The organism is Streptomyces durhamensis, assembly GCF_000725475.1.
Taxonomy (GTDB): domain Bacteria; phylum Actinomycetota; class Actinomycetes; order Streptomycetales; family Streptomycetaceae; genus Streptomyces; species Streptomyces filipinensis.
The window spans coordinates 1-19894 of record NZ_JNXR01000002.1 but is presented as its reverse complement, the minus strand read 5'-3'; the positions used below and the strand labels follow the sequence as shown (position 1 = coordinate 19894).

The window sequence follows — 19894 nt, the reverse complement described above, 5'->3', positions numbered from 1 at the left end:
GACCGGCCGCTACTTCTTACGGCGCCGTCCGCCCTTGGCCTGCCGCCGCCGCTCCGCCCGCGTCAGCCCGTCCGACTCGGACCGCACCGGCTCGTCGTCCTCCAGATCACGCTCCACGATGCCGCCCTCACCGTCCACGGTCGGCGCCGAGAAGTGCAGATCCCGCCGCTGCGGAACGTCCAGCCCCTTCGCGCGGATCTCCGGACGCGCCCCGGCCTGCGCCGGAACCGTGTCGTGGACGCCCTCGCCGACCGGCTCCGCCTCTTCGACCGGGACCTCCTCGACCTGCTGCTCGACCTGGACCTCCAGGTTGAACAGGTAGCCGACGGACTCCTCCTTGATGCCGTCCATCATCGCGGTGAACATGTCGAAGCCCTCACGCTGGTACTCGACCAGCGGGTCCTTCTGCGCCATCGCGCGCAGGCCGATGCCCTCCTGGAGGTAGTCCATCTCGTAGAGGTGCTCACGCCACTTGCGGTCGAGGACCGACAGCACGACCCGGCGCTCCAGCTCCCGCATGATCTCGGAGCCGAGCTGGGACTCACGGGCCTCGTACTGCTCGTGGATGTCCTCCTTGATGGACTCGGAGATGAACTCCGCGGTGAGGCCCGCCCGGTCGCCCGCGGCCTCCTCCAGCTCCTCCACGGTGACCTTCACCGGGTACAGCTGCCGGAAGGCGCCCCACAGCCGGTCCAGGTCCCAGTCCTCCGGGAAGCCCTCGGCGGTCTCGGCGCCGACGTACGCGTCGATCGTGTCGTCCATGAAGTGCTGGACCTGCTCGTGCAGATCCTCGCCCTCCAGCACGCGCCGGCGTTCGCCGTAGATGACCTCGCGCTGGCGGTTGAGGACCTCGTCGTACTTCAGAACGTTCTTACGGGTCTCGAAGTTCTGCTGCTCGACCTGCGACTGCGCGGACGCGATCGCGCGCGTGACCATCTTGTTCTCGATCGGGACGTCGTCCGGCACGTTGGCCATGGACATCACGCGCTCGACCATCTGGGCCTTGAACAGACGCATCAGGTCGTCGCCCAGCGAGAGGTAGAACCGGGACTCGCCGGGGTCTCCCTGACGGCCGGAACGACCGCGCAGCTGGTTGTCGATGCGCCGCGACTCGTGCCGCTCGGTGCCGAGGACGTAGAGGCCGCCGAGGTCCTTGACCTCTTCGAACTCGGCCTTGACCGCCTGCTCGGCCTTCTCCAGCGCGGCGGGCAGCGCCGCGGCCCACTCCTCGATGTGCTCCTCGGGGTCGAGGCCGCGCTGACGCAGCTCCGCCTCGGCGAGGTCGTCGGGGTTGCCGCCGAGCTTGATGTCCGTACCACGGCCGGCCATGTTGGTGGCCACGGTCACCGCGCCCTTGCGGCCGGCCTGGGCGACGATCGACGCCTCGCGCTCGTGGTGCTTGGCGTTGAGCACCTCGTGCTGGATGCCGCGCTTGCTGAGCTGCTGCGAGAGGTACTCCGACTTCTCGACGGACGTGGTGCCGACGAGGATCGGCTGGCCCTTCTCGTGCTTCTCGGCGATGTCGTCGACGACCGCCTCGAACTTGGCGACCTCGGTGCGGTAGATCAGGTCCGACTGGTCCTTGCGGACCATCGGCCTGTTCGTCGGGATCGGGACCACGCCGAGCTTGTAGATCTGGTGGAACTCGGCGGCCTCGGTCATCGCCGTACCGGTCATGCCGGAGAGCTTGTTGTAGAGGCGGAAGAAGTTCTGCAGGGTGATCGTGGCGAGCGTCTGGTTCTCGTCCTTGATGTCCACCCCTTCCTTCGCCTCGATCGCCTGGTGCATGCCCTCGTTGTAGCGGCGGCCGGCGAGGATACGGCCGGTGTGCTCGTCGACGATCATGACCTCGCCGTCGATGACGACGTAGTCCTTGTCCTTCTTGAAGAGCTCCTTGGCCTTGATGGCGTTGTTCAGGTAGCCCACGAGCGGGGTGTTCACCGACTCGTAGAGGTTGTCGATGCCCAGCCAGTCCTCGACCTTGGAGACACCGTTCTCGTGGATGGCTACCGTGCGCTTCTTCTCGTCGACGTCGTAGTCGCCGGTCTCCTCGACGCCCTTGAGCGGGTTGCCCGCCTCGCCCTTCTTCAGGCGCGTGACCAGCTTGGCGAAGTCGCCGTACCACTTGGTGGCCTGGTCGGCCGGGCCGGAGATGATCAGCGGCGTACGGGCCTCGTCGACCAGGATGGAGTCGACCTCGTCCACGATCGCGAAGTTGTGGCCGCGCTGCACCAGCTCGTCCTTCGACCACGCCATGTTGTCGCGCAGGTAGTCGAAGCCGAACTCGTTGTTCGTGCCGTAGGTGATGTCGCACGCGTACTGCTCGCGGCGCTGGGCCGGCGTCATGTTGGCCAGGATGCAGCCGACGTCCAGGCCCAGGAACTTGTGGACGCGGCCCATCATCTCGGAGTCGCGCTCGGCCAGGTAGTCGTTGACCGTGACGATGTGGACGCCGTCGCCGGACAGGGCGTTCAGATACGCGGGCAGCGTGCCGACGAGGGTCTTGCCCTCACCGGTCTTCATCTCGGCGACGTAGCCGAGGTGGAGCGCGGCGCCGCCCATCAGCTGCACGTCGTAGTGCCGCTGGCCGAGCACGCGCTTGGCGGCCTCACGGACGGTGGCGAACGCCTCGGGGAGCAGGTCGTCCAGGCTCTCACCATCGGCGTAACGCTGCTTGTACTCCTCGGTGAGAGCCCGCAGCTCGGCGTCGGAGAGGTCGACGAAGTCCTCTTCGATGGAGTTGACCTGGTCCGCGATGCGGTGCAGCTTGCGCAGGATCTTGCCTTCGCCTGCACGCATGATCTTCGAGAGGACGGACACGGGGGTTTGTCTCCTTGCCGGTCGGGCCTGGGACGGTCGGTTTCCATTTCACGTACTGAGCAACGGCCATCGTATGCGAGGACCCGGCTGGGCCGGGAGGCCTGGCGGCCCGACGGCTGCTTCACCCAGGACAACGGACGGGGCACGGCGATAGTGCCGCATCGGCGCGACGAATTGCGCGAACTGTGATCGCGTGCTCACGTACAGCGAAAACCTTTGGCCTGTCGGCGGGCGGCCGAGCACAATCGGCCGATGGAACCCCTCACGCTCCCCACGGACCGCCTGGTCCTGCGCCCGGTCGGACCGCATGACACACAGGCGGTGTACGACGCCGTGCAGGACCCCGACATCCAGCGCTGGACCACGGTGCCGTCGCCGTATCTGCCCGAGCACGCGAGCGGCTTCACCGAGCAGCTGGTCCCCGACGGCTGGGCGGACGGTTCGATGTTCACCTTCGGCGTCTTCCTCACCGGCGGGGAACTCACGGGCATGCTCGCCCTCACCATGCGCTCGCTCGGCACGGCGGAGATCGGTTTCTGGGCGGCCAAGGAGCATCGCGGCCGCGGCTACGTCACGGAGGCCACGCTCGCCGCGTGCCGGTGGATCTTCACCGAGGTCGGCGTCGACCGGGTCGAATGGCGCGCCGAGGTCGGCAACCACGCGTCCCGCACGGTGGCCGAACGCGCGGGCTTCACCATCGAGGGCACCCTGCGCTCGGCGATCAACAACAAGGGGGTACGCCGGGACTGCTGGGTCGGCTCCCTGCTCCCCTCGGACCTGGGGCTGGCGTCCACGGCGCCGTACCTGCCCGCCCGCGCCCAGTGAAACCGCAGCTCAGCACGGACTGTCAGTGGCACCCTCTATCGTCCGTGGCATGACGACCCTGCCGCGCCCCACCACCTCCCTCACCGCGGACGACGCCCGCCGTATCGCCCTGCGGGCCCAGGGCCTCCTCGGCGCGCCCGACCGGCGGGGTGGAGTCCGCGGGGTGCTGCGCCACCTCGGCGCGGTCCAGCTCGACACCATCTCGGTCCTCGCCCGCTCGCATGAGCTCATCCCCTATGCCCGGCTCGGCGCGGTGGGCCGCACCGCGGTCGAGGCCGCCTACTGGAAGTCCGCGTCCACGGGCGTGTCGCCCTCGCGCCCGCACGCCTTCGAGTACTGGTCGCACGCGGCGTGCATCCTGCCCATCGAGGAGTGGCCGCGCTTCGCCTTCCGCCGCCGCGCCTACCGCGACCGCCCGCACTGGAACCACGAGCTGCCCGAGGGCGCCTACGACCAGGTCATCAAGCAGCTGCGTGCGGAGGGCCCGCTGACGTCCACGGAGCTGGGCGGCGCGAAGAAGACGAACGAGTGGTGGGACTGGTCCGGCACCAAGGTCGCCGTGGAGCGCGCGCTGATGTACGGCGAGGTCGTGTGCGTCGAGCGGCGCGGCTGGAAGCGGGTGTACGACCTCGCCGAGCGCGCCGTCCCGGACGCGCTGCTGCACGACGAGCTGGACGACGGCGAGTGCCTGCGCCGCCTCGTCCGGCTGGCCGGCGAGTCGCTCGGGGTCGGCACACGCGCGGACATCGCCGACTACCACCGCCTCAAGGGCGAACAGGTCGACGCGGTCATCGCCGACTCGGGCCTGGTGCCGGTCGAGGTCGAGGGCTGGGGGAAGCCTGCCTGGGCGGACCCGGCGGCCCTGGCGACGCCACCGCGCGGCCGTCACCGGACCACGCTGCTGTCGCCGTTCGACTCGCTGGTCTGGGAACGGGCGCGCACGGAGCGCATCTTCGGCTTCACCCACCGCCTGGAGGCGTACGTCCCCAAGCCGAAGCGGGTCTACGGCTACTTCGCGATGCCGGTGCTGGCGGGCGGCCGGCTGGTCGGGCGGGTCGACCCGGCCCGCGAGGGCCGCACACTGGTGGCCAAGCAGGTCACCCTGGAGGGCCCGAAGGCGGTCCCGGCCCTCGCCCAGGCCCTGGTCGAGGCGGCCACGTGGGTCAACTGCACGGACGTCCGGGTGGAGCGGGTGGACGCACCCGGGCTGCGCGAGCCGCTGACGCGGGAGCTCGCCCGCGCTCTCGCCTAGGCCACGAGCGCTACCGGATCTCCAGGATCTTCTCCCGCATCGCGTAGACCACGGCTTCCATCCTGGAGTGCAGCTGGAGCTTCTCCAGGATGTTGCGGACGTGGTTCTTCACGGTGTTCTCCGAGATGAACAGCTCCTTGGCGATGTCCCGGTTGTTCATCCCGGTGGCGACGAGCTTGAGGACCTCCAGTTCCCGGTCGGTGAGCCGCGGCGCGGGCACGAGCCGCCGCTCGTCGGTGCGCTGGATCATCGACTTGAACTCGGTCAGGAGCTTGGACGCCATGGACGGGCTGATCTGCGACTGTCCGTCGGCCACCGCGCGGATGGCGGTCGCCACCTCGTCCGTCGAGATCTCCTTGAGCAGGTATCCGGTCGCGCCCGCCTTGATCGCGTCGTAGAGGTCGGCCTCCTCGTCGCTGATCGTCAGCATGATGATCTTCGCGCTGGGGGCGACCTCCTTGATGGAGGTGCAGGCCTCGATCCCGCCGCGCTTGGGCATGCGGACGTCCATCAGCACGATGTCGGGCAGCAGATCTGCGGCCTTGTCCACGGCCTCGGCGCCGTCACCGGCCTCGCCGACGACCTGGATGTCCTCCTCGGCCGCGAGCACGATCTCCAGGCCGCGCCGGAAGAGGGCGTGGTCGTCCACGACCAGGACTCTGATCGGCTCCGCGCGTACGGAGCCCGTGTCCGGCCGCATGCCGATGACTCCGTCGTCGCCATCCTCGTCCCGCATCGGTCCGAAGGTGTCCGCCATCGTTCCTCCCCCTGAGGCTGTGGCCTGTGGTCCTGTGCCATCGCCAACCCAAGGCAGCGGCCCACCGGTTGGGCCGGTCCGGCCATGATTTCATGCCCGGGCGGCACAGGGGTGACGTGCGGGGCGTGAAGTGGTCGCACACAGGTGCCCCTGGGGGCGCACACGCGCTTCCAGGGGCACCGGTTCGGCTTGGGCCGGGATGTCAGCCGCCCAGCGTGCCACCCGCCGCGGGGGTCTGCGCCTCGGCGACCATCGGGTCCGTGCTGAGGTGGATCACGCCGTAGTCGTAGGCGTGCCGCCGGTAGACGACACTCGGTTCCTTCGTCTCCGCATCGACGAACAAGTAGAAGTCGTGGCCGACCAGCTCCATCTCGTAGAGGGCCTGGTCGAGGCTCATCGGGGAGGCGACGTGGGTCTTCTCGCGGACGACGAGGGGTCCGTCACCCTTGACCTCCAGCGAGCCGATCTTCTTCGTCGGCACCCCCTCCGTCTCTTCCTCGTGGACGGGAAGGCCGTTGCCGTTCAGCGTCGCCGCGCCCGGGACGTGGTCGGCCACCTCCGCCGCCGAGATCCGGCGTGCGCCTCGCCGCGAGAAACGCTTGTCGTGCTGCTTGCGCAGCCGCGCGTCCAGCTTCTCCGCCGCAAGGTCGAGTGCCGCGTACGGATCGCTGGCCGCCGCCTCCGCCCGGATCACCGGACCGCGGGAGCGGAGCGTGATCTCCACTCGATCGCAACGGTCGGCCTGTCGGGGGTTCGGCTCCTTGGACACCTCGACGTCGAGGCTGATCACCTTGGCATCGAGCCTCTGGATCTTCTCCAGCTTCAGCTTCTCGGCCACGTGCTTGCGGAACCGCTCGGGCACCTCGGTCTTGCGGCCCTTGACGACGATGTCCACGCAGAACTCCGTTCCCGGATCGCTCCGCCCGCTCGGCGGAGCATCTCCCTTTCGCACCAGGTCCGGTGAGCACCGGACCTCGGACTCGGTGACTTCCACCTCCTCCTCCCCCGTGGGCGAGATCTCCACCCCACCGGCCCGGGTGATAGCCGAAAACCCGTGCACGGCATTCCGATATGAGAGGGACGGCCTGCGGCTTTCCTCACAACCGAACATATCTCGCTCGGACGGATGTCGTCACCCTCTACTCCGGCGTACCTCCGTTCAGGTGAATTACCCCTCCCACCACCTGCAACGATGCAGGGTAGGCGGTCAGTTCCTGTTTATTTCGAAAGAATCCCGCGGAGCGGCGATCACAGCTGCAAGGAGCGCATGCCGGAGGGTCTTCAGCGATGCCCTTTCCGGTGCACCATGCACCCACTTCTCGCTCTCCGTCCGCGCCGCGATCCGTTGTTCATCCCTTCCTTCCCGAGTTACGGCCCCGTACACGGCCGTTCTCACCCGACTTCGCTCCCCTGCCGCCTCCCGAAGGGCCCGCGCCGCCTCCGCGAGGCTGGCGCCCGTCGTGATCAGGTCGTCGACGAGCACGACCCGCCCCGCGTCGAGCAGCCGGCCGCCGCCCGCCGTCACCTCCAGCGCACCCTCGAGATTCGCCAGGCGCCGCCGCGCGTCGAGCCCTGCCTGGTCCAGCACCGGCCGACGCTGGCGCAGCACGGCCGCCACCCTGGCCGACGTCCCGGTGCGCCGCAGCTCCCCGGCCGCCGCGAGCGCCATCCGCCGCACCGGATCGTGCCCGCGCGCCCGAACGGCCCACCGGGCGGAGGGCACGGGGACGAGCAGCACGGTCCCGGAGCCTTCGGCGCCGGTCCCGGCGCCGTACCGGCCGAGACCGGCCCGCACAGCCCCCGCCAGAGCCGCGCCCAGCTCTCCCGCGAGGGCCAGCACGCCCCGCTCCTTGTGGGCGAGAAGCAGTGAGCGCACCTCCTCGGCGTAGGGAGCCGCCGCATGCACCACCGGCAGCCCGGCCGGCTCCGGCACCGGCCGCACCCGGCGCGGCTCGCGACCGCACAGCGCGGCCCGGCAACGCGGGCAGAGCACCGTACGAGGTGCCCCGCAGCCCGCGCACTCGGCCGGCAGCACCAGGTCGGTGAGGTCCCGCCACCACCCCCGCATGTCCACCACTGTGCCAACGACGCAGCCGCCCTGCCACCCCTGTGGAAAACCGCCTGTGGACAGCCCCGGGGCCCGCGCACCGCCCACCACCCACATGGGGGAACAGGCGGGGCGCAGCACCACGCTCAGCCCGGATAGACCGGTGCCGACCCGTCCTTGTCCACCTTCTGCCACTGCGCTCCGGACGGCAGCCGCACGATCCCGTCGTCCGAGTAGGCCACCAGCGGCACCCGCTCGTCCTCGGACGCGGCGATCGCCCGCACCCCGGGGAGCGCGCCGGGCGCCGGGCCGTCGAGCGTGGCGCCGTCGACCTGGACGTACCGCATCTGCAGCACGCCGCCCTGCTCCCGGCCGACGACCAGCAGTCTGCTGTCCCCGGCCCACGACAGGGCGCTGACCTGCTCCAGGTCGGGAGCCGCCGAACGCAGTTCCACCACCGAGGTGCCCTGTCCGGTCCCGTCGTCGCGCTGGATCCGTCCGATGAGCAGGGACTGCTTGCCGTCCTTCTCCACCACGAGCGCGATCCGCACCCCGTCGGCGGCGACCCGCGCGTCCTTGATCTGGCCGGACAGGTCCGGAACCGCGACCTCCCGCGGTTTGGCGGTGTCCTGCTCCATGACGTACAGCCGCCGATGGTCCGGGTCCCGGTCGGCCACCCACAGGTCGCCGCGGGCGTCCCAGCTCGGTGTCGTCAGCCGGTCGGCGGGGGTCGGGCCCTGGCTGGTCACCACGGCGTCCCCGAGCGAGCCGCCCGACGCCAGCGACGTCACGAACAACGACCTGCCCTGGTCGCCGACGCCCGCCGCGGTGTGCTCGTCCCGCGACACCGCCACCGACTCGAGCGCCTTGTCCCCCTCACCCAGCGGACCCGGCACCGGGACGGCACTGGTGCCGGTGCTGCCCGTCGGTATCCGCACCAGCCGGTGCTTGCCGTCGAGGAAGTACAGGTTGTCCGGGCTCTTGGCCGATCCCCGCCAGGCGATGGACTCGGCGCGCTCCTCGCTCAGGTCGCACAGCCGGTGGCCGCCGACGCCCTGCAGCTCCACCGACTCCAGCGTCGGCGCCAGGTTCCGCAGCGTGAACAGCACCTGCGTCGCCATCTCGGTGCACTTGGGCCCCGTGACCTGGGACGCCTTGAGGTTCAGCGGCACGGTCAGCTTGTTCTGGTCGTCCGGTGCCAGCCCCGATGCGTCCTTCTGCAGTGTCGTACCGGTGGGGAAGCTGGATCTGACGACCGGCCTGAGCCAACGGGTGGGACCGCCGACCAGCGAGCGGACCATCTGCGTCATCGGATCCACCTTGCTGCGCACGAACACCGGGTCGGCGACCGCCACCGGCTGTCCCGCCGCCCCGACCGCCGCGTCGGAGGCGAAGTAGTACTTGTCGACGGCCGTGTAGTTGCGCTGGAAGTCCGACTTGCCCATGACGACACCGTTGGGCAGCCCGTCGATGCGCCACTGGCCGTTCTTGGGGTTCCGCGTCAGGTGGACCTTCTTGCGGAAGGCGCCGCCGGCCGGCTGGTACGCCAGCTGCGCGTCCACGGTCGCGACCCGGCTGCCCGCCAGCACGCAGGTGACGCTGCTGCTCGGCTCCGTACCGCCGCCCGCCCGGCAGTCCGGCTCGATGCTCGGCCCGTTGGCGAGGACCGTGGTCGACCGCTCCGGCCGCCAGTGGCTCGCCGCATCCGACGCCAGATACTTGCGTGCCGTGTCGTAGTCCGGGTCGTCGCTGGTCAGCGCCTCCAGGAAGCCCTGCATGATCTCGGCGGGCCCGGCGCCCTCGGCGGGCGGCATGGCGAACACCCGGACCCGGGTGTCCTGCCGCGGTGTGGACTCCACATTCCGCAGATCCCCGCTGTCGGGCATCGAGGCGCACCCGGCCAGCAGTACGGCCCCCAGGGCGGCGTACGCCACCGCGCGTCCCGACCCGGGCCGGGCGCCCCCCTTGCGGTCAGCGCCCACGAAATGCCTCCCCTGGCTCGGTCGAGTCCTCCGCTTGGGCCGCATCCGGCCGGGCCGCGCCCGCGTCGGGTGCCGGAGGTGTGACGGGCTTGTCGTCCGTGCGCTGCGTGCCACCGGTAGGCCGGGGCACCACACGCGCGCCGTTGCCGTTGCCGGGCAGCGCGGCCGGGTCCGCGGTGCCCGACCGTGGCGCGATCGGGGCGCGCGGCGGCAGCGCGGGCGCCTGGACGCCACCGTGCTGGACCGGTACGGTCGCCCGCTTCTCCTCGCCCCCGCCGGGCAGACCGGCCTCGTCGAGACCGCGGTTGCGGCGCGAGTCCTTGGGCTCCAGCGGTATCGGTGAACCCCGCAGCGGCTCGTCCGCGGTCCGGGGCAGCGTCAGCCGGAACTGGGAGCCGCCGCCCGGCTCACCCCAGGCCTGCAGCCAGCCGCCGTGCAGCCGTGCGTCCTCCAGGGCGATCGACAGCCCGAGGCCCGTACCGCCGGTGGTACGCGCGCGTGCCGGGTCCGCACGCCAGAAGCGGCTGAAGACACGCGTCGCCTCGCCCGGCTTGAGCCCCACGCCGTAGTCGCGCACCGCGACCGCGACCGCGCCGCCCGCCGCGGCGAGCTTGACGACGACATCCCGGCCTTCGCCGTGCTCGACGGCGTTGACCACGAGGTTGCGCAGCACGCGCTCCACACGGCGGGCGTCGGCCTCGGCGACGACGGGCTGCTGATCGCCGATCACGCGTATGTGCGTTCCCTTGCGCTCGGCGAGCGGCTCGGCGCCGCTGACCACGCGCCGGACGACCTCCCTGAGGTCTATCGGCTCGGCCTCCAGCGCCGCCGCGCCCGCGTCGAAGCGGCTGATCTCCAACAGGTCCGCGAGCAGTGACTCGAACCGGTCCAGCTGGTCGGCGAGCAGCTCGGCCGACCGCGCGGTCACCGGGTCGAAGTCCTCGCGCGCCTCATGGATGACGTCGGCGGCCATGCGCACGGTCGTCAGCGGGGTGCGCAGCTCGTGCGACACGTCCGAGACGAACCGGCGCTGCATCCGCGAGAGGTCCTCCAGCTGCTGGATCTTCACCTGGAGGTTCTGCGCCATCTTGTTGAAGGCCTCGCCCAGGCGCGCGATGTCGTCCTCGCCGGTGACCTTCATCCGCTCCTGCAGCCGCCCGGCGGACAGCCGCTCCGCGATCCCGGCCGCCATCCGCACCGGCGTGACGACCTGGCGCACCACCAGCCAGGCGATGGCACCGAGCAGCACGACGACGAACAGCCCGGCGGTGGCCAGCGTGCCCTTGACCAGGCTCAGGGACTTCTCCTCCTGCGTGAGCGGGAAGAGGTAGTACAGCTCGTACGGCCGCCCGTTGGGGTCGTTGACCTGCTTGCCGATGACCAGCGCCGGCTGCGGGTCCTTGCCGTTCGAGTAGACGATCTGGGTGTAGCTCTGGGCGGCGGTCATCCCGTTGTTGACCCGCTCGCGCAGGTCGGCGGGCACGCTGGAGGTCGGGTTGACGTTCCCGGAGCCGCGCGGGCTGCGACCGCCGCCGCTGTCGTCGCCGACCGGCAGCGTGACGACGTCGAAGGCGCCCGCGCCGCCGCTGGACAGCGACTCCACGAGGTCACTCATCCACTGGATGACGTTCTGCGACTGCCGGCCGTCCACGGTCGCCGTGCCGTCGGCGGTGCCGGCCCCTGCGGCCGCACCGGTGCCGGCGCCGCTGGCCGCCTCGTCCGCCTTCTGCTTGGCCACCGCGAAGCCGCCCGTGGCCTGGCTCTGCGAGGCCTTCACCTTCGCGTCGAGCAGGCCGTTGCGCACCTGCCCGATCACGACGAAGCCGAGCAGCAGGACGACGCCCAGCGACATCACCAGCGTCGTGGCGACGACCCGCAGCTGGATGTTGCGCCGCCACAGCCGCATCACCGGCAGCAGCGGTCGGCGCACCCAGCGCAGGAGCAGCCTGATGACCGGGCTGCCCTGGACCCCGCCCTCCAGCAGCCCGCCCTCGAAGAGATTCCTCAGCCGCGCACCAGCCATCCGGCCGACAGGCCGCCCCGGACGGGCCCCGGACCGGCCGGGAGCCGAAGCGGCGCTGTCCCCGGACATGTCAGCTCGGTCCAGCCTTGTAACCGACACCACGGACGGTCACCACGATCTCCGGCCGTTCCGGGTCCTTCTCGACCTTGGAACGCAGCCGCTGGACGTGCACGTTGACGAGCCGCGTGTCGGCCGCGTGCCGGTAACCCCACACCTGCTCGAGCAGCACCTCACGGGTGAACACCTGCCACGGCTTGCGGGCGAGCGCGACCAGCAGGTCGAACTCCAGCGGGGTCAGCGCGATCGACTGCCCGTCCCGCTTCACCGAGTGCCCGGCCACGTCGATGACCAGGTCACCGATGGTCAGCTGCTCCGGCGCCGGCTCCTCCGACCGCCGCAGCCGCGCCCGGATCCGGGCGACCAGCTCCTTCGGCTTGAACGGCTTGACGATGTAGTCGTCGGCGCCCGACTCCAGGCCCACGACCACGTCGACGGTGTCGCTCTTCGCCGTGAGCATCACGATCGGCACCCCGGACTCCGCCCGGATCAGCCGGCACACCTCGATGCCGTCCCGTCCGGGCAGCATCAGGTCCAGCAGCACCAGATCCGGCTTGGTCTCCCGGAAAGCGGCCAGCGCCTTGTCGCCGTCGGCTACGAAAGACGGCTCAAAACCTTCACCACGCAGCACGATCCCGAGCATCTCGGCCAGTGCGGTGTCGTCGTCGACGACAAGGACTCGTCCCTTCATAAACGACATCATCCCATTCTCATAACAGCGACAGGTGCCCTGGTGAGGGAGGTCACTGGCCGGTGACCTTAGTCGTACCGGGCCGTCACTGTCTGCCCCTGTCCGCCGACGTCGATGTCCGTCACGGATGCCGGCTTGACGCCGCCCGGCCGCTGACCGGGTTCCGCCGGTCGCCATCACCCTCGTACAGGCACAGGACGGACATGACGGACCTGGCGAGTCACGCGCCAGTGCGCCGGGACGCGACAGCCGGAGGGAGGCGCTGCGCCATGCCCCAGTTCATGGCGCGGGATTTCGAGAGACCTGAACACGGCCCCTCGGCCTGCCGATCACCGCAGGCGGAGGGGCCGTTGCCGACGGTCAGCGCGACATCGTCCGATCAGCTCGCCGTCACCTGGCGCGACCTGGCACACAGCTCCGCGAGAGCCTCGGCCGTCACGGGTGAAACGGCTCCCTCCTCGGTGACGATGGCCGTCACCAGCTCGGGCGGCGTCACGTCGAACGCCGGGTTGTACGCCTGGGTCCCCAGGGGCGCCACCGGTATCCCGCCGCCCACTCCCGTCGCCGACACCTGAGGTGCTGTGACCTCGGTCACTTCGAACCCGGCTCGCTGCTCGACCTCGATGGACGCACCGTCGGGAGTGTCCGGATCGACCGTCGTGACCGGCGCCACCACGATGAACGGCACATGGTGGTACCGCGCCAGCACCGCGAGCGGATAGCTCCCCACCTTGTTCGCCACCGAGCCGTCGGCCGCGATCCGGTCCGCCCCGATCAGTACCGCGTCCACCTCACCCGCCGCGAACAGCGAACCCGCCGCGTTGTCGGTGAGCAGGGTGTACGCCATGCCGCTGCGGGCCGCCTCGTACGCCGTCAGGCGAGCGCCTTGCAGCAACGGACGCGTTTCGTCCACCCACAGCCGCCGCAGCCGCCCCTCTCGGTGCGCCGCCAGAGCCACCGCGAAGGCCGTGCCCTCGCCGCCCGACACCAGCGAACCGGAGTTGCAGTGGGTGAGAACCCGGTGCCCGCCACCGGGCAGCAACTCGTCCAGAAGCGCCAGACCGTGAGCCGCCATCCGCCTGCTGGCCTCGGCGTCCTCCCGGTGCAGCGCCCGCGCGGCGGCGAGCGCGGCGGTGGCCGCCGCGGTCGGATCGCCGGTCTTCACCAGCGCTGCCTGGTGCGCGGCCCGGGCCCGGCGCACGCCGGCGGACAGGTTCACCGCGGTGGGCCGTGCGCTCTCCAGCGCCCCTGCCGCCTCCGCCACGTCGAAGCCGCGAGCGGCGGCGAGCGCGACACCGTACGCGCCCGCGATGCCCAGCAGCGGCGCCCCGCGCACGGCCAGCGAACGGATCGCCTCCACCAGCGCCGACGCGTCCGTGCACACCAGCTCGACCTCCTCGGCCGGCAGCCGCGTCTGATCGAGAAGGACCAGTACAGGGCCTTCGGGTGGTTCCTCCCACCGGATCACAGGTATCTCGGTCGGCCGCTTGTCCCTGTCGGTTCGCGCCTGCTGATCAGCCATGCGGTCAGTCTGCCCCGTATCCGGCGGACAATTGAAGGGATCCAGCCCCTACCGTGGCCGGTCACCCGGCGACCACCCCATGGCACGATGGCTGCCAACCTGCCGCCGCGACCGCGGACGGGCACCGAGAAGGAGCTTCGATGACAGACACTCCGGGCTGGGCCTCGCCCGGATCCGCCCCGTCCTCCGAGGGGCGGGAACCCGGCGCGTCCGATCCCGTCGAGCCTGCGGACCGCCCCGGCGACACCGCACCCGCGCCGCAGCCGGGCGCCAACGCGCAGGGCCCCGGCGTGAAGTGGTCCAAGGAGCAGCCGCCACCCGGCCAGTGGTCCGCGCCCACCGGTGCCCCCAGCCCGAACCAGCCCCCTCCGCCCGGCCCGGGCTGGGGCGGCCGGCCGCCCATGGGCCCCGGCCACGGCGGCTACGCGGGCCCGCCCGCCGGCCACGGCACCCCCGGCGGCTACGGAGCCTGGAGCGGTGGCTGGGGCGGTCCCCCGCCCGCCGCCAAGCCCGGCGTCATCCCGCTGCGCCCGCTCGGCGTCGGCGAGATCCTCGACGGCGCCGTCTCCACCATGCGCACCTACTGGCGCACGGTGCTCGGAGTCTCCCTCGCGGTCGCTCTGTTCACGACAACCACCCTCGTCGTCGTACAGGGTTACGTCCTGAACAACGCCCTCGCCCAGGTACAGCTCGGCAGCCGCGACGCCAACCCCGACGACGTCTACCGCGCCCTGCCCGACATCATGATCGGCACCGGTGTCGTCGCCGTGATCGCCGCGGTCGCCGTGGTCATCGCAACCGCCCTGCTCACCACCATCACCAGCCGCGCGGTCCTCGGCAGGCCCGTCAACATCGGCGAGGCCTGGCGCGACGCCCGCCCGCAACTCCCGAGGCTGTTCGGCCTGATCCTCCTGCTGGGACTGATCGTCGTCGGCGTGATGGCCGCCGGGGCACTGCCCGGCATCCTCGTCGTCCTCGCCGGCGGCAGCGCCGCCGCGGGAGCGGGCCTGCTGGCCCTGGGCCTCCTCGGATCCGGCGTCCTCGCGACATGGCTGGTGATCCGCTTCTGCCTGGCCACGCCCGCCCTGATGCTGGAACGGCAGAGCATCGTCAAGGCCATGAGCCGCTCCGCGAAGCTGGTGCGCGGCTCCTGGTGGCGCACGTTCGGCATCCTGCTCCTCACCGGGCTCATCGTCAGGATCGTCCAGGCACTCGTCTCCATCCCCTTCACCGTCATCGGAGCCGCCGTGAGCGGCGACGGCATCAACGACCTCCTCGGCACCGGCGGCGGACACCCCAGCTGGATGTCGCTGATCATCCAGGGCGTCGGCGCCCTGATCGGCAGCACACTCACCCTGCCGATCAGCGCGGGCGTCACCGTGCTGCTCTACATCGACCAGCGCATCCGCCGGGAGGCCCTCGACCTCGAACTGGCCCGCGCCGCCGGTGTCCAGACCTCCGGCACCGGCACCCCCGGTCCCGTCCCCGGGAGCTGATGCGGTGAGTCTCACGGGGGGAGCGCTCACGGCGGCGGCCTCGTCCGGCGCCCGCGAAACGGTCGTACGAGGCCTGCTGCGCGTCGCGGACACCGCCCTGCGCGCAGCCGACGGCTCGGGAGACGAGCCACCCCTGACCACGCCCCGCGATCCCGCGCGGGAGGCGGCCCGCCGCGAGCTGTCCAAGCGGATGTACCACGAGAACGACCCCGGGCTGCTCCAGCGCGCACTGAACGCGTTCTGGGACTGGCTCGACCGGCTGTTCAGGTCGGCCGCCTCGGCGACACCCGGCGGCACCCTCGGCCTGGTCGTCGTGGTCCTGTTCGTCGTCGCCGTCCTGGCCGCCCTGTGGTGGCGCCTCGGCACCCCCCGCCGACAGCCCTCCTCCGCCACCGTCCTGTTCGACGACCGCCCCCGCAGCGCCGCCGAACACCGCGCGGCCGGCGAGGCACACGCGGCCCAGGGACACTGGAACCAGGCCGTCCAGGAACGCATGCGGGCCATCGTCCGCTCCCTGGAGGAGCGCACCCTGCTCGACGAGCGCCCGGGCCGCACCGCCGACGAAGCAGCCGCCGAGGCCGGCCGGACGCTCCCCGCGCACACGGACCGGCTGCGCACCGCGGCCCGCGACTTCGACGACGTGACATACGGCGGACGCAAGGCGACCGAGCAGTCGTACCGCCGCATCGCCGAACTCGACCGCGACCTGCAACGCACCAGGCCCGCCCTCCCCCACAGCACCACCAGCACGGCCCACAGCACCCACCAGGGGACCGCCGAGTGACCGCCCAGGCCACACTGCCGACGACCTCCACCGCGCCCACCGCCCGCCAGGTGTGGACGCGCACACGAGGCATCACGCTCGCCGTCGTGCTGATCCTGGTGGCGGCCGTCGCCATGGCGGCCGTACGCTCCACCGCCCGGCACGGAGAGCTGGACCCGCGCTCCGCCGACCCCTACGGCAGCCACGCCATCGCCCGACTCCTGTCCGACCGGGGCGTTTCCACACGGGTGGTCACCACGCTCGGCGCGGCACGCTCCGCCGCCGGGCCGGACACCACGCTTCTGGTCGCGGTGCCCGACCTGCTGACGAGCCGACAACAGACGGAACTGCACACGGCCACCGCGGCGTCCGGCGGGCGCACCGTCCTCGTCGCGGCCGGAAGCTCGTCCGTGCAACGACTGGCCCCGGGAGTGACCGCGGACCCGGCCACCAGCGCCGGCACCACACTCGCCCCCGACTGCGCCCTGCCCGAAGCCCGGCGCGCGGGCAGCGCCGACACCGGCGGGATCCGCTACACCACCAGCCGTCTCGACGCCGACTCCTGCTACTTCAGCGCGCGCCTCGCCACCCTGCTGCGCATCCCCGCGGCATCCGGGCACGGCGACACCGTCGTGCTCGGCGCGCCCGACATCCTCTACAACGACCGCCTCGACCAGCAGGGCAACGCCTCGCTGGCCCTCCAACTCCTCGGCTCCCGCCCTCATCTGGTCTGGTACCTCCCCTCGCTCTCCGACGCCGCGGCCACCGACACCGGCGACCGGAAGGACTTCCTCGACCTGCTCCCCTCGGGCTGGCTCTGGGGCACCCTGCAGCTGTTCGTCGCAGCGGTCCTCGCCGCCTTCTGGCGGGCACGCCGCTTCGGCCCTCTCGTGCCCGAAAAACTCCCCGTCGCGATCCGCGCCTCCGAGACCGCCGAAGGCCGCGCCCGCCTCTACCGCAAGGCCAACGCCCGCGACCGCGCAGCCGCCGCTCTTCGCTCCACCACCCGCACCCGCCTCGCCCCCCTCGTCGGCGTCCCCGTCACTCAGGCGCACACGCCCGAGGCCCTGCTCCCCGCCCTGTCCGCCCACCTCTCCGGCGACGGACAGGCCCTGCGCTCCCTGCTCTTCGGACCGCCGCCCGGCGACGACGCGGCCCTCATCGCACTGACCGACCAACTCGACGCCCTCGAAAGAGAGGTACGCCGTTCATGATGGACCCGACCACTGACAACGCCGGGACCGCCGGGGACGCGGCCACCGCCCGCGCATCCCTGGAAGCCCTGCGCGCCGAGATCGCCAAAGCCGTGGTCGGCCAGGATCCCGCCGTGACCGGCCTCGTCGTCGCCCTCCTGTGCCGCGGACACGTTCTCCTCGAAGGAGTCCCCGGAGTCGCCAAGACGCTGCTCGTCCGCGCCCTGGCATCCGCACTCGAACTCGACACCAAGCGCGTCCAGTTCACACCGGACCTGATGCCGAGCGACGTCACCGGCTCCCTCGTCTACGACACCCGCACCGCCGCCTTCTCCTTCCAGGAAGGCCCGGTGTTCACCAACCTCCTCCTCGCCGACGAGATCAACCGCACCCCGCCCAAGACCCAGTCCTCCCTCCTGGAAGCCATGGAGGAGCGCCAGGTCACGGTCGACGGCACCCCGCGCCCGCTCCCGGAACCGTTCCTCGTCGCGGCGACCCAGAACCCGGTCGAGTACGAAGGCACCTACCCCCTCCCGGAAGCCCAACTGGACCGCTTCCTGGTCAAACTGACGATCCCTCTGCCGTCCCGGCAGGACGAGATCGACGTCCTGACCCGCCATGCCGCCGGCTTCAACCCGCGCGACCTGCGCGCCGCCGGCGTACGCCCCGTCGCCGGACCCGCCGACCTGGAAGCGGCCCGCGCCGCCGTCGCGAAGACGACCGTGTCTCCCGAGATCACCGCCTACGTCGTGGACATCTGCCGCGCCACCCGCGAGTCGCCCTCCCTCACGCTCGGCGTCTCCCCGCGCGGTGCCACCGCCCTCCTGGCCACCTCACGCGCCTGGGCCTGGCTGACGGGCCGCGACTACGTCATCCCCGACGACGTCAAAGCCCTCGCCCTGCCCACCCTGCGCCACCGCGTCCAACTGCGGCCGGAGGCGGAGATGGAAGGCGTGACGGCGGACTCCGTCATCAACGCCATCCTCGCCCACGTCCCGGTCCCCCGCTGATGGCGCTCACCGGACGCGCCGCCCTCCTCGCGGCCCTCGGCTCGATTCCCATCGGCGTCCTGGAACCCGGCTGGACCGGAATCCTCGCGGTCAACGGCCCGCTGGCCCTCGCCTGCGCCTGCGACTACGCGCTCGCCGCCCCGGTACGCCGGCTCGTCCTGTCCCGATCCGGGGACACCTCCACCCGTCTGGGCGAGACCGCCGACGTCACGCTCACGGTCACGAACCCGTCCCGCCGCCCCCTGCGGGCACAGCTGCGGGACGCCTGGCCACCCAGCAGCTGGCAGCCGGGCACCGAGACAGAGGCCTCCCGCCACCGTCTGACCGTCCCCCCGGGCGAACGCAGACGCGTGACCACGCGACTGCGCCCGACCCGCCGCGGCGACCGCCAGGCCGACCGCGTGACGATCCGCTCGTACGGCCCCCTCGGCCTGTTCTCCCGCCAAGGCGCCCACAAGCTGCCGTGGTCGGTACGCGTCCTGCCCCCGTTCACCAGCCGAAAGCATCTCCCGTCGAAACTCGCCCGGCTGCGCGAACTCGACGGCCGCACCAGCGTGCTGACACGCGGTGAGGGAACGGAGTTCGACAGCCTGCGCGAGTACGTCCCCGGCGACGACACCCGTTCGATCGACTGGCGAGCCACAGCCCGCCAGTCCGCTGTCGCCGTCCGCACGTGGCGCCCCGAACGCGACCGGCACATCCTGCTCGTCCTGGACACCGGCCGCACCTCGGCCGGCCGCGTGGGCGACGCACCACGCCTCGACGCCTCCATGGACGCGGCACTTCTCCTCGCGGCACTGGCCTCCCGGGCCGGCGACCGCGTGGCCCTCCTGGCGTACGACCGCCGGGCACGGGCCCTTGTCCAGGGCCGCTCGGCGGGTGACGTGCTGCCGGGCCTGGTCAACGCGATGGCCACGCTGGAACCGGAGCTGGTCGAGACCGACGCTCGCGGACTCACCGCGGCTGCCCTGCGAACCGCTCCCCGCCGTTCCCTGATCGTGCTGCTCACGACGCTCGACGCGGCCCCGGTGGAAGAGGGGCTGCTGCCCGTACTGCCTCAGCTCACTCAGCGGCACACTCTTCTGGTCGCCTCGGTGGCGGATCCGCACATCGCTCGCATGGCCGAGGCCCGAGGAGACGCGGAAGCGGTGTACGAGGCCGCGGCAGCGGCTCAGGCCCAGAGCGAGCGCCAGCGCACTGCCGAGCAGCTACGACGACATGGGGTGACCGTCGTCGACGCGACACCGGAGGATCTGGCGCCGGCACTGGCGGACGCGTATCTGGCACTGAAGGCGGCGGGTCGGCTCTGATTTCTGATCCGTTTCGGCTCCGCCGCCCTCCGGGGAACGCGTGCCCCAAACGCAGAAAGGCCCACGCCATACGGCGTGGGCCTTTCTCAAAAATTGTTCGGCGGCGTCCTACTCTCCCACAGGGTCCCCCCTGCAGTACCATCGGC

The 19894-nt window shown here is 71.5% G+C and carries 15 protein-coding genes; 7 read left to right on the top strand and 8 right to left on the bottom strand.

Annotated features, from left to right (window positions below; all coding sequences use genetic code 11):
- Nucleotides 1–9 precede the first annotated feature (9 nt).
- Entirely contained in the window at nt 10–2820 is a 2811-nt protein-coding gene (gene secA / locus IO33_RS0101835) for a preprotein translocase subunit SecA (protein ID WP_031159325.1), read from the bottom strand.
- Between the two features lie 252 nt (nt 2821–3072).
- Between secA and IO33_RS0101830 the strand changes: the two genes are divergently transcribed.
- Both IO33_RS0101830 and IO33_RS0101825 read left to right on the top strand, forming a co-directional pair.
- Nucleotides 3073–3645 carry a GNAT family N-acetyltransferase gene (locus tag IO33_RS0101830; RefSeq protein WP_031159323.1) on the top strand — a complete coding sequence of 191 codons (573 nt, stop codon included), beginning with the start codon at nt 3073–3075 and terminating at the stop codon, nt 3643–3645.
- 49 nt (nt 3646–3694) lie between these two features.
- Complete coding sequence (locus tag IO33_RS0101825; protein WP_031159321.1) at nt 3695–4897, top strand: winged helix-turn-helix domain-containing protein; 1203 nt, start codon at nt 3695–3697, stop codon at nt 4895–4897.
- A 10-nt stretch (nt 4898–4907) separates the two neighbouring features.
- Here IO33_RS0101825 and IO33_RS0101820 read toward each other — a convergent pair whose 3' ends face one another.
- The 7 genes from IO33_RS0101820 to mtnA form a co-directional block, all read right to left on the bottom strand.
- A complete protein-coding gene (locus IO33_RS0101820; protein WP_031159318.1) occupies nt 4908–5654 on the bottom strand; it encodes a response regulator in 747 nt (248 codons plus the stop codon).
- Nucleotides 5655–5856: 202 nt separating this feature from the next.
- Nucleotides 5857–6549, bottom strand: coding sequence for a ribosome hibernation-promoting factor, HPF/YfiA family (gene hpf / locus IO33_RS0101815; RefSeq protein WP_031159316.1), 693 nt, complete (start codon nt 6547–6549; stop codon nt 5857–5859).
- Between the two features lie 312 nt (nt 6550–6861).
- Nucleotides 6862–7722, bottom strand: coding sequence for a ComF family protein (locus IO33_RS0101810; protein WP_031159312.1), 861 nt, complete (start codon nt 7720–7722; stop codon nt 6862–6864).
- A 125-nt stretch (nt 7723–7847) separates the two neighbouring features.
- Nucleotides 7848–9683 carry an LpqB family beta-propeller domain-containing protein gene (locus tag IO33_RS0101805; RefSeq protein WP_031159310.1) on the bottom strand — a complete coding sequence of 612 codons (1836 nt, stop codon included), beginning with the start codon at nt 9681–9683 and terminating at the stop codon, nt 7848–7850.
- Nucleotides 9673–11775 (bottom strand): MtrAB system histidine kinase MtrB, encoded by a 2103-nt coding sequence (gene mtrB / locus IO33_RS0101800; RefSeq protein WP_031159308.1) that lies wholly within the window; start codon nt 11773–11775, stop codon nt 9673–9675. The genes IO33_RS0101805 and mtrB overlap by 11 nt, the downstream gene beginning before the upstream one ends.
- 1 nt (nt 11776) lies before the next feature.
- A complete protein-coding gene (gene mtrA / locus IO33_RS0101795; RefSeq protein ID WP_191870552.1) occupies nt 11777–12466 on the bottom strand; it encodes a two-component system response regulator MtrA in 690 nt (229 codons plus the stop codon).
- Nucleotides 12467–12833: 367 nt separating this feature from the next.
- Nucleotides 12834–13976 (bottom strand): S-methyl-5-thioribose-1-phosphate isomerase, encoded by a 1143-nt coding sequence (gene mtnA / locus IO33_RS0101790; protein ID WP_031159307.1) that lies wholly within the window; start codon nt 13974–13976, stop codon nt 12834–12836.
- A gap of 140 nt (nt 13977–14116) precedes the next feature.
- Here mtnA and IO33_RS0101785 point away from each other — a divergent pair, with 140 nt between their 5' ends.
- The 5 genes from IO33_RS0101785 to IO33_RS0101765 are packed head-to-tail and all read left to right on the top strand — an operon-like array spanning nt 14117 to nt 19748.
- Complete coding sequence (locus tag IO33_RS0101785) at nt 14117–15472, top strand: glycerophosphoryl diester phosphodiesterase membrane domain-containing protein (protein WP_031159306.1); 1356 nt, start codon at nt 14117–14119, stop codon at nt 15470–15472.
- 4 nt (nt 15473–15476) lie between these two features.
- Nucleotides 15477–16256: a DUF4129 domain-containing protein gene (locus tag IO33_RS0101780; protein WP_031159305.1), complete on the top strand. Its 780-nt coding sequence runs from the start codon at nt 15477–15479 to the stop codon at nt 16254–16256.
- The gene (locus IO33_RS0101775) at nt 16253–17449 is read left to right on the top strand and encodes a DUF4350 domain-containing protein (protein ID WP_031159304.1); all 1197 of its coding nucleotides are present in this window, start codon (nt 16253–16255) and stop codon (nt 17447–17449) included. The genes IO33_RS0101780 and IO33_RS0101775 overlap by 4 nt, the downstream gene beginning before the upstream one ends.
- Nucleotides 17449–18438 carry an AAA family ATPase gene (locus IO33_RS0101770; RefSeq protein WP_107069203.1) on the top strand — a complete coding sequence of 330 codons (990 nt, stop codon included), beginning with the start codon at nt 17449–17451 and terminating at the stop codon, nt 18436–18438. Before IO33_RS0101775 ends, IO33_RS0101770 begins: the two co-directional genes overlap by 1 nt.
- Nucleotides 18438–19748, top strand: coding sequence for a DUF58 domain-containing protein (locus IO33_RS0101765; protein ID WP_031159302.1), 1311 nt, complete (start codon nt 18438–18440; stop codon nt 19746–19748). Before IO33_RS0101770 ends, IO33_RS0101765 begins: the two co-directional genes overlap by 1 nt.
- The last annotated feature ends 146 nt before the right edge of the window (nt 19749–19894 follow it).

Coding starts and splice junctions, on each gene's coding strand:
- IO33_RS0101770 (WP_107069203.1), top strand. CDS start 17,449: ATGGACCCGACCACTGACAACGCCGGGACCGCCGGGGACGCGGCCACC.
- mtrB (WP_031159308.1), bottom strand. CDS start 11,775: ATGTCCGGGGACAGCGCCGCTTCGGCTCCCGGCCGGTCCGGGGCCCGT.
- IO33_RS0101765 (WP_031159302.1), top strand. CDS start 18,438: ATGGCGCTCACCGGACGCGCCGCCCTCCTCGCGGCCCTCGGCTCGATT.
- IO33_RS0101785 (WP_031159306.1), top strand. CDS start 14,117: ATGACAGACACTCCGGGCTGGGCCTCGCCCGGATCCGCCCCGTCCTCC.
- IO33_RS0101825 (WP_031159321.1), top strand. CDS start 3,695: ATGACGACCCTGCCGCGCCCCACCACCTCCCTCACCGCGGACGACGCC.
- mtnA (WP_031159307.1), bottom strand. CDS start 13,976: ATGGCTGATCAGCAGGCGCGAACCGACAGGGACAAGCGGCCGACCGAG.
- IO33_RS0101810 (WP_031159312.1), bottom strand. CDS start 7,722: ATGCGGGGGTGGTGGCGGGACCTCACCGACCTGGTGCTGCCGGCCGAG.
- IO33_RS0101830 (WP_031159323.1), top strand. CDS start 3,073: ATGGAACCCCTCACGCTCCCCACGGACCGCCTGGTCCTGCGCCCGGTC.
- IO33_RS0101820 (WP_031159318.1), bottom strand. CDS start 5,654: ATGGCGGACACCTTCGGACCGATGCGGGACGAGGATGGCGACGACGGA.
- mtrA (WP_191870552.1), bottom strand. CDS start 12,466: ATGATGTCGTTTATGAAGGGACGAGTCCTTGTCGTCGACGACGACACC.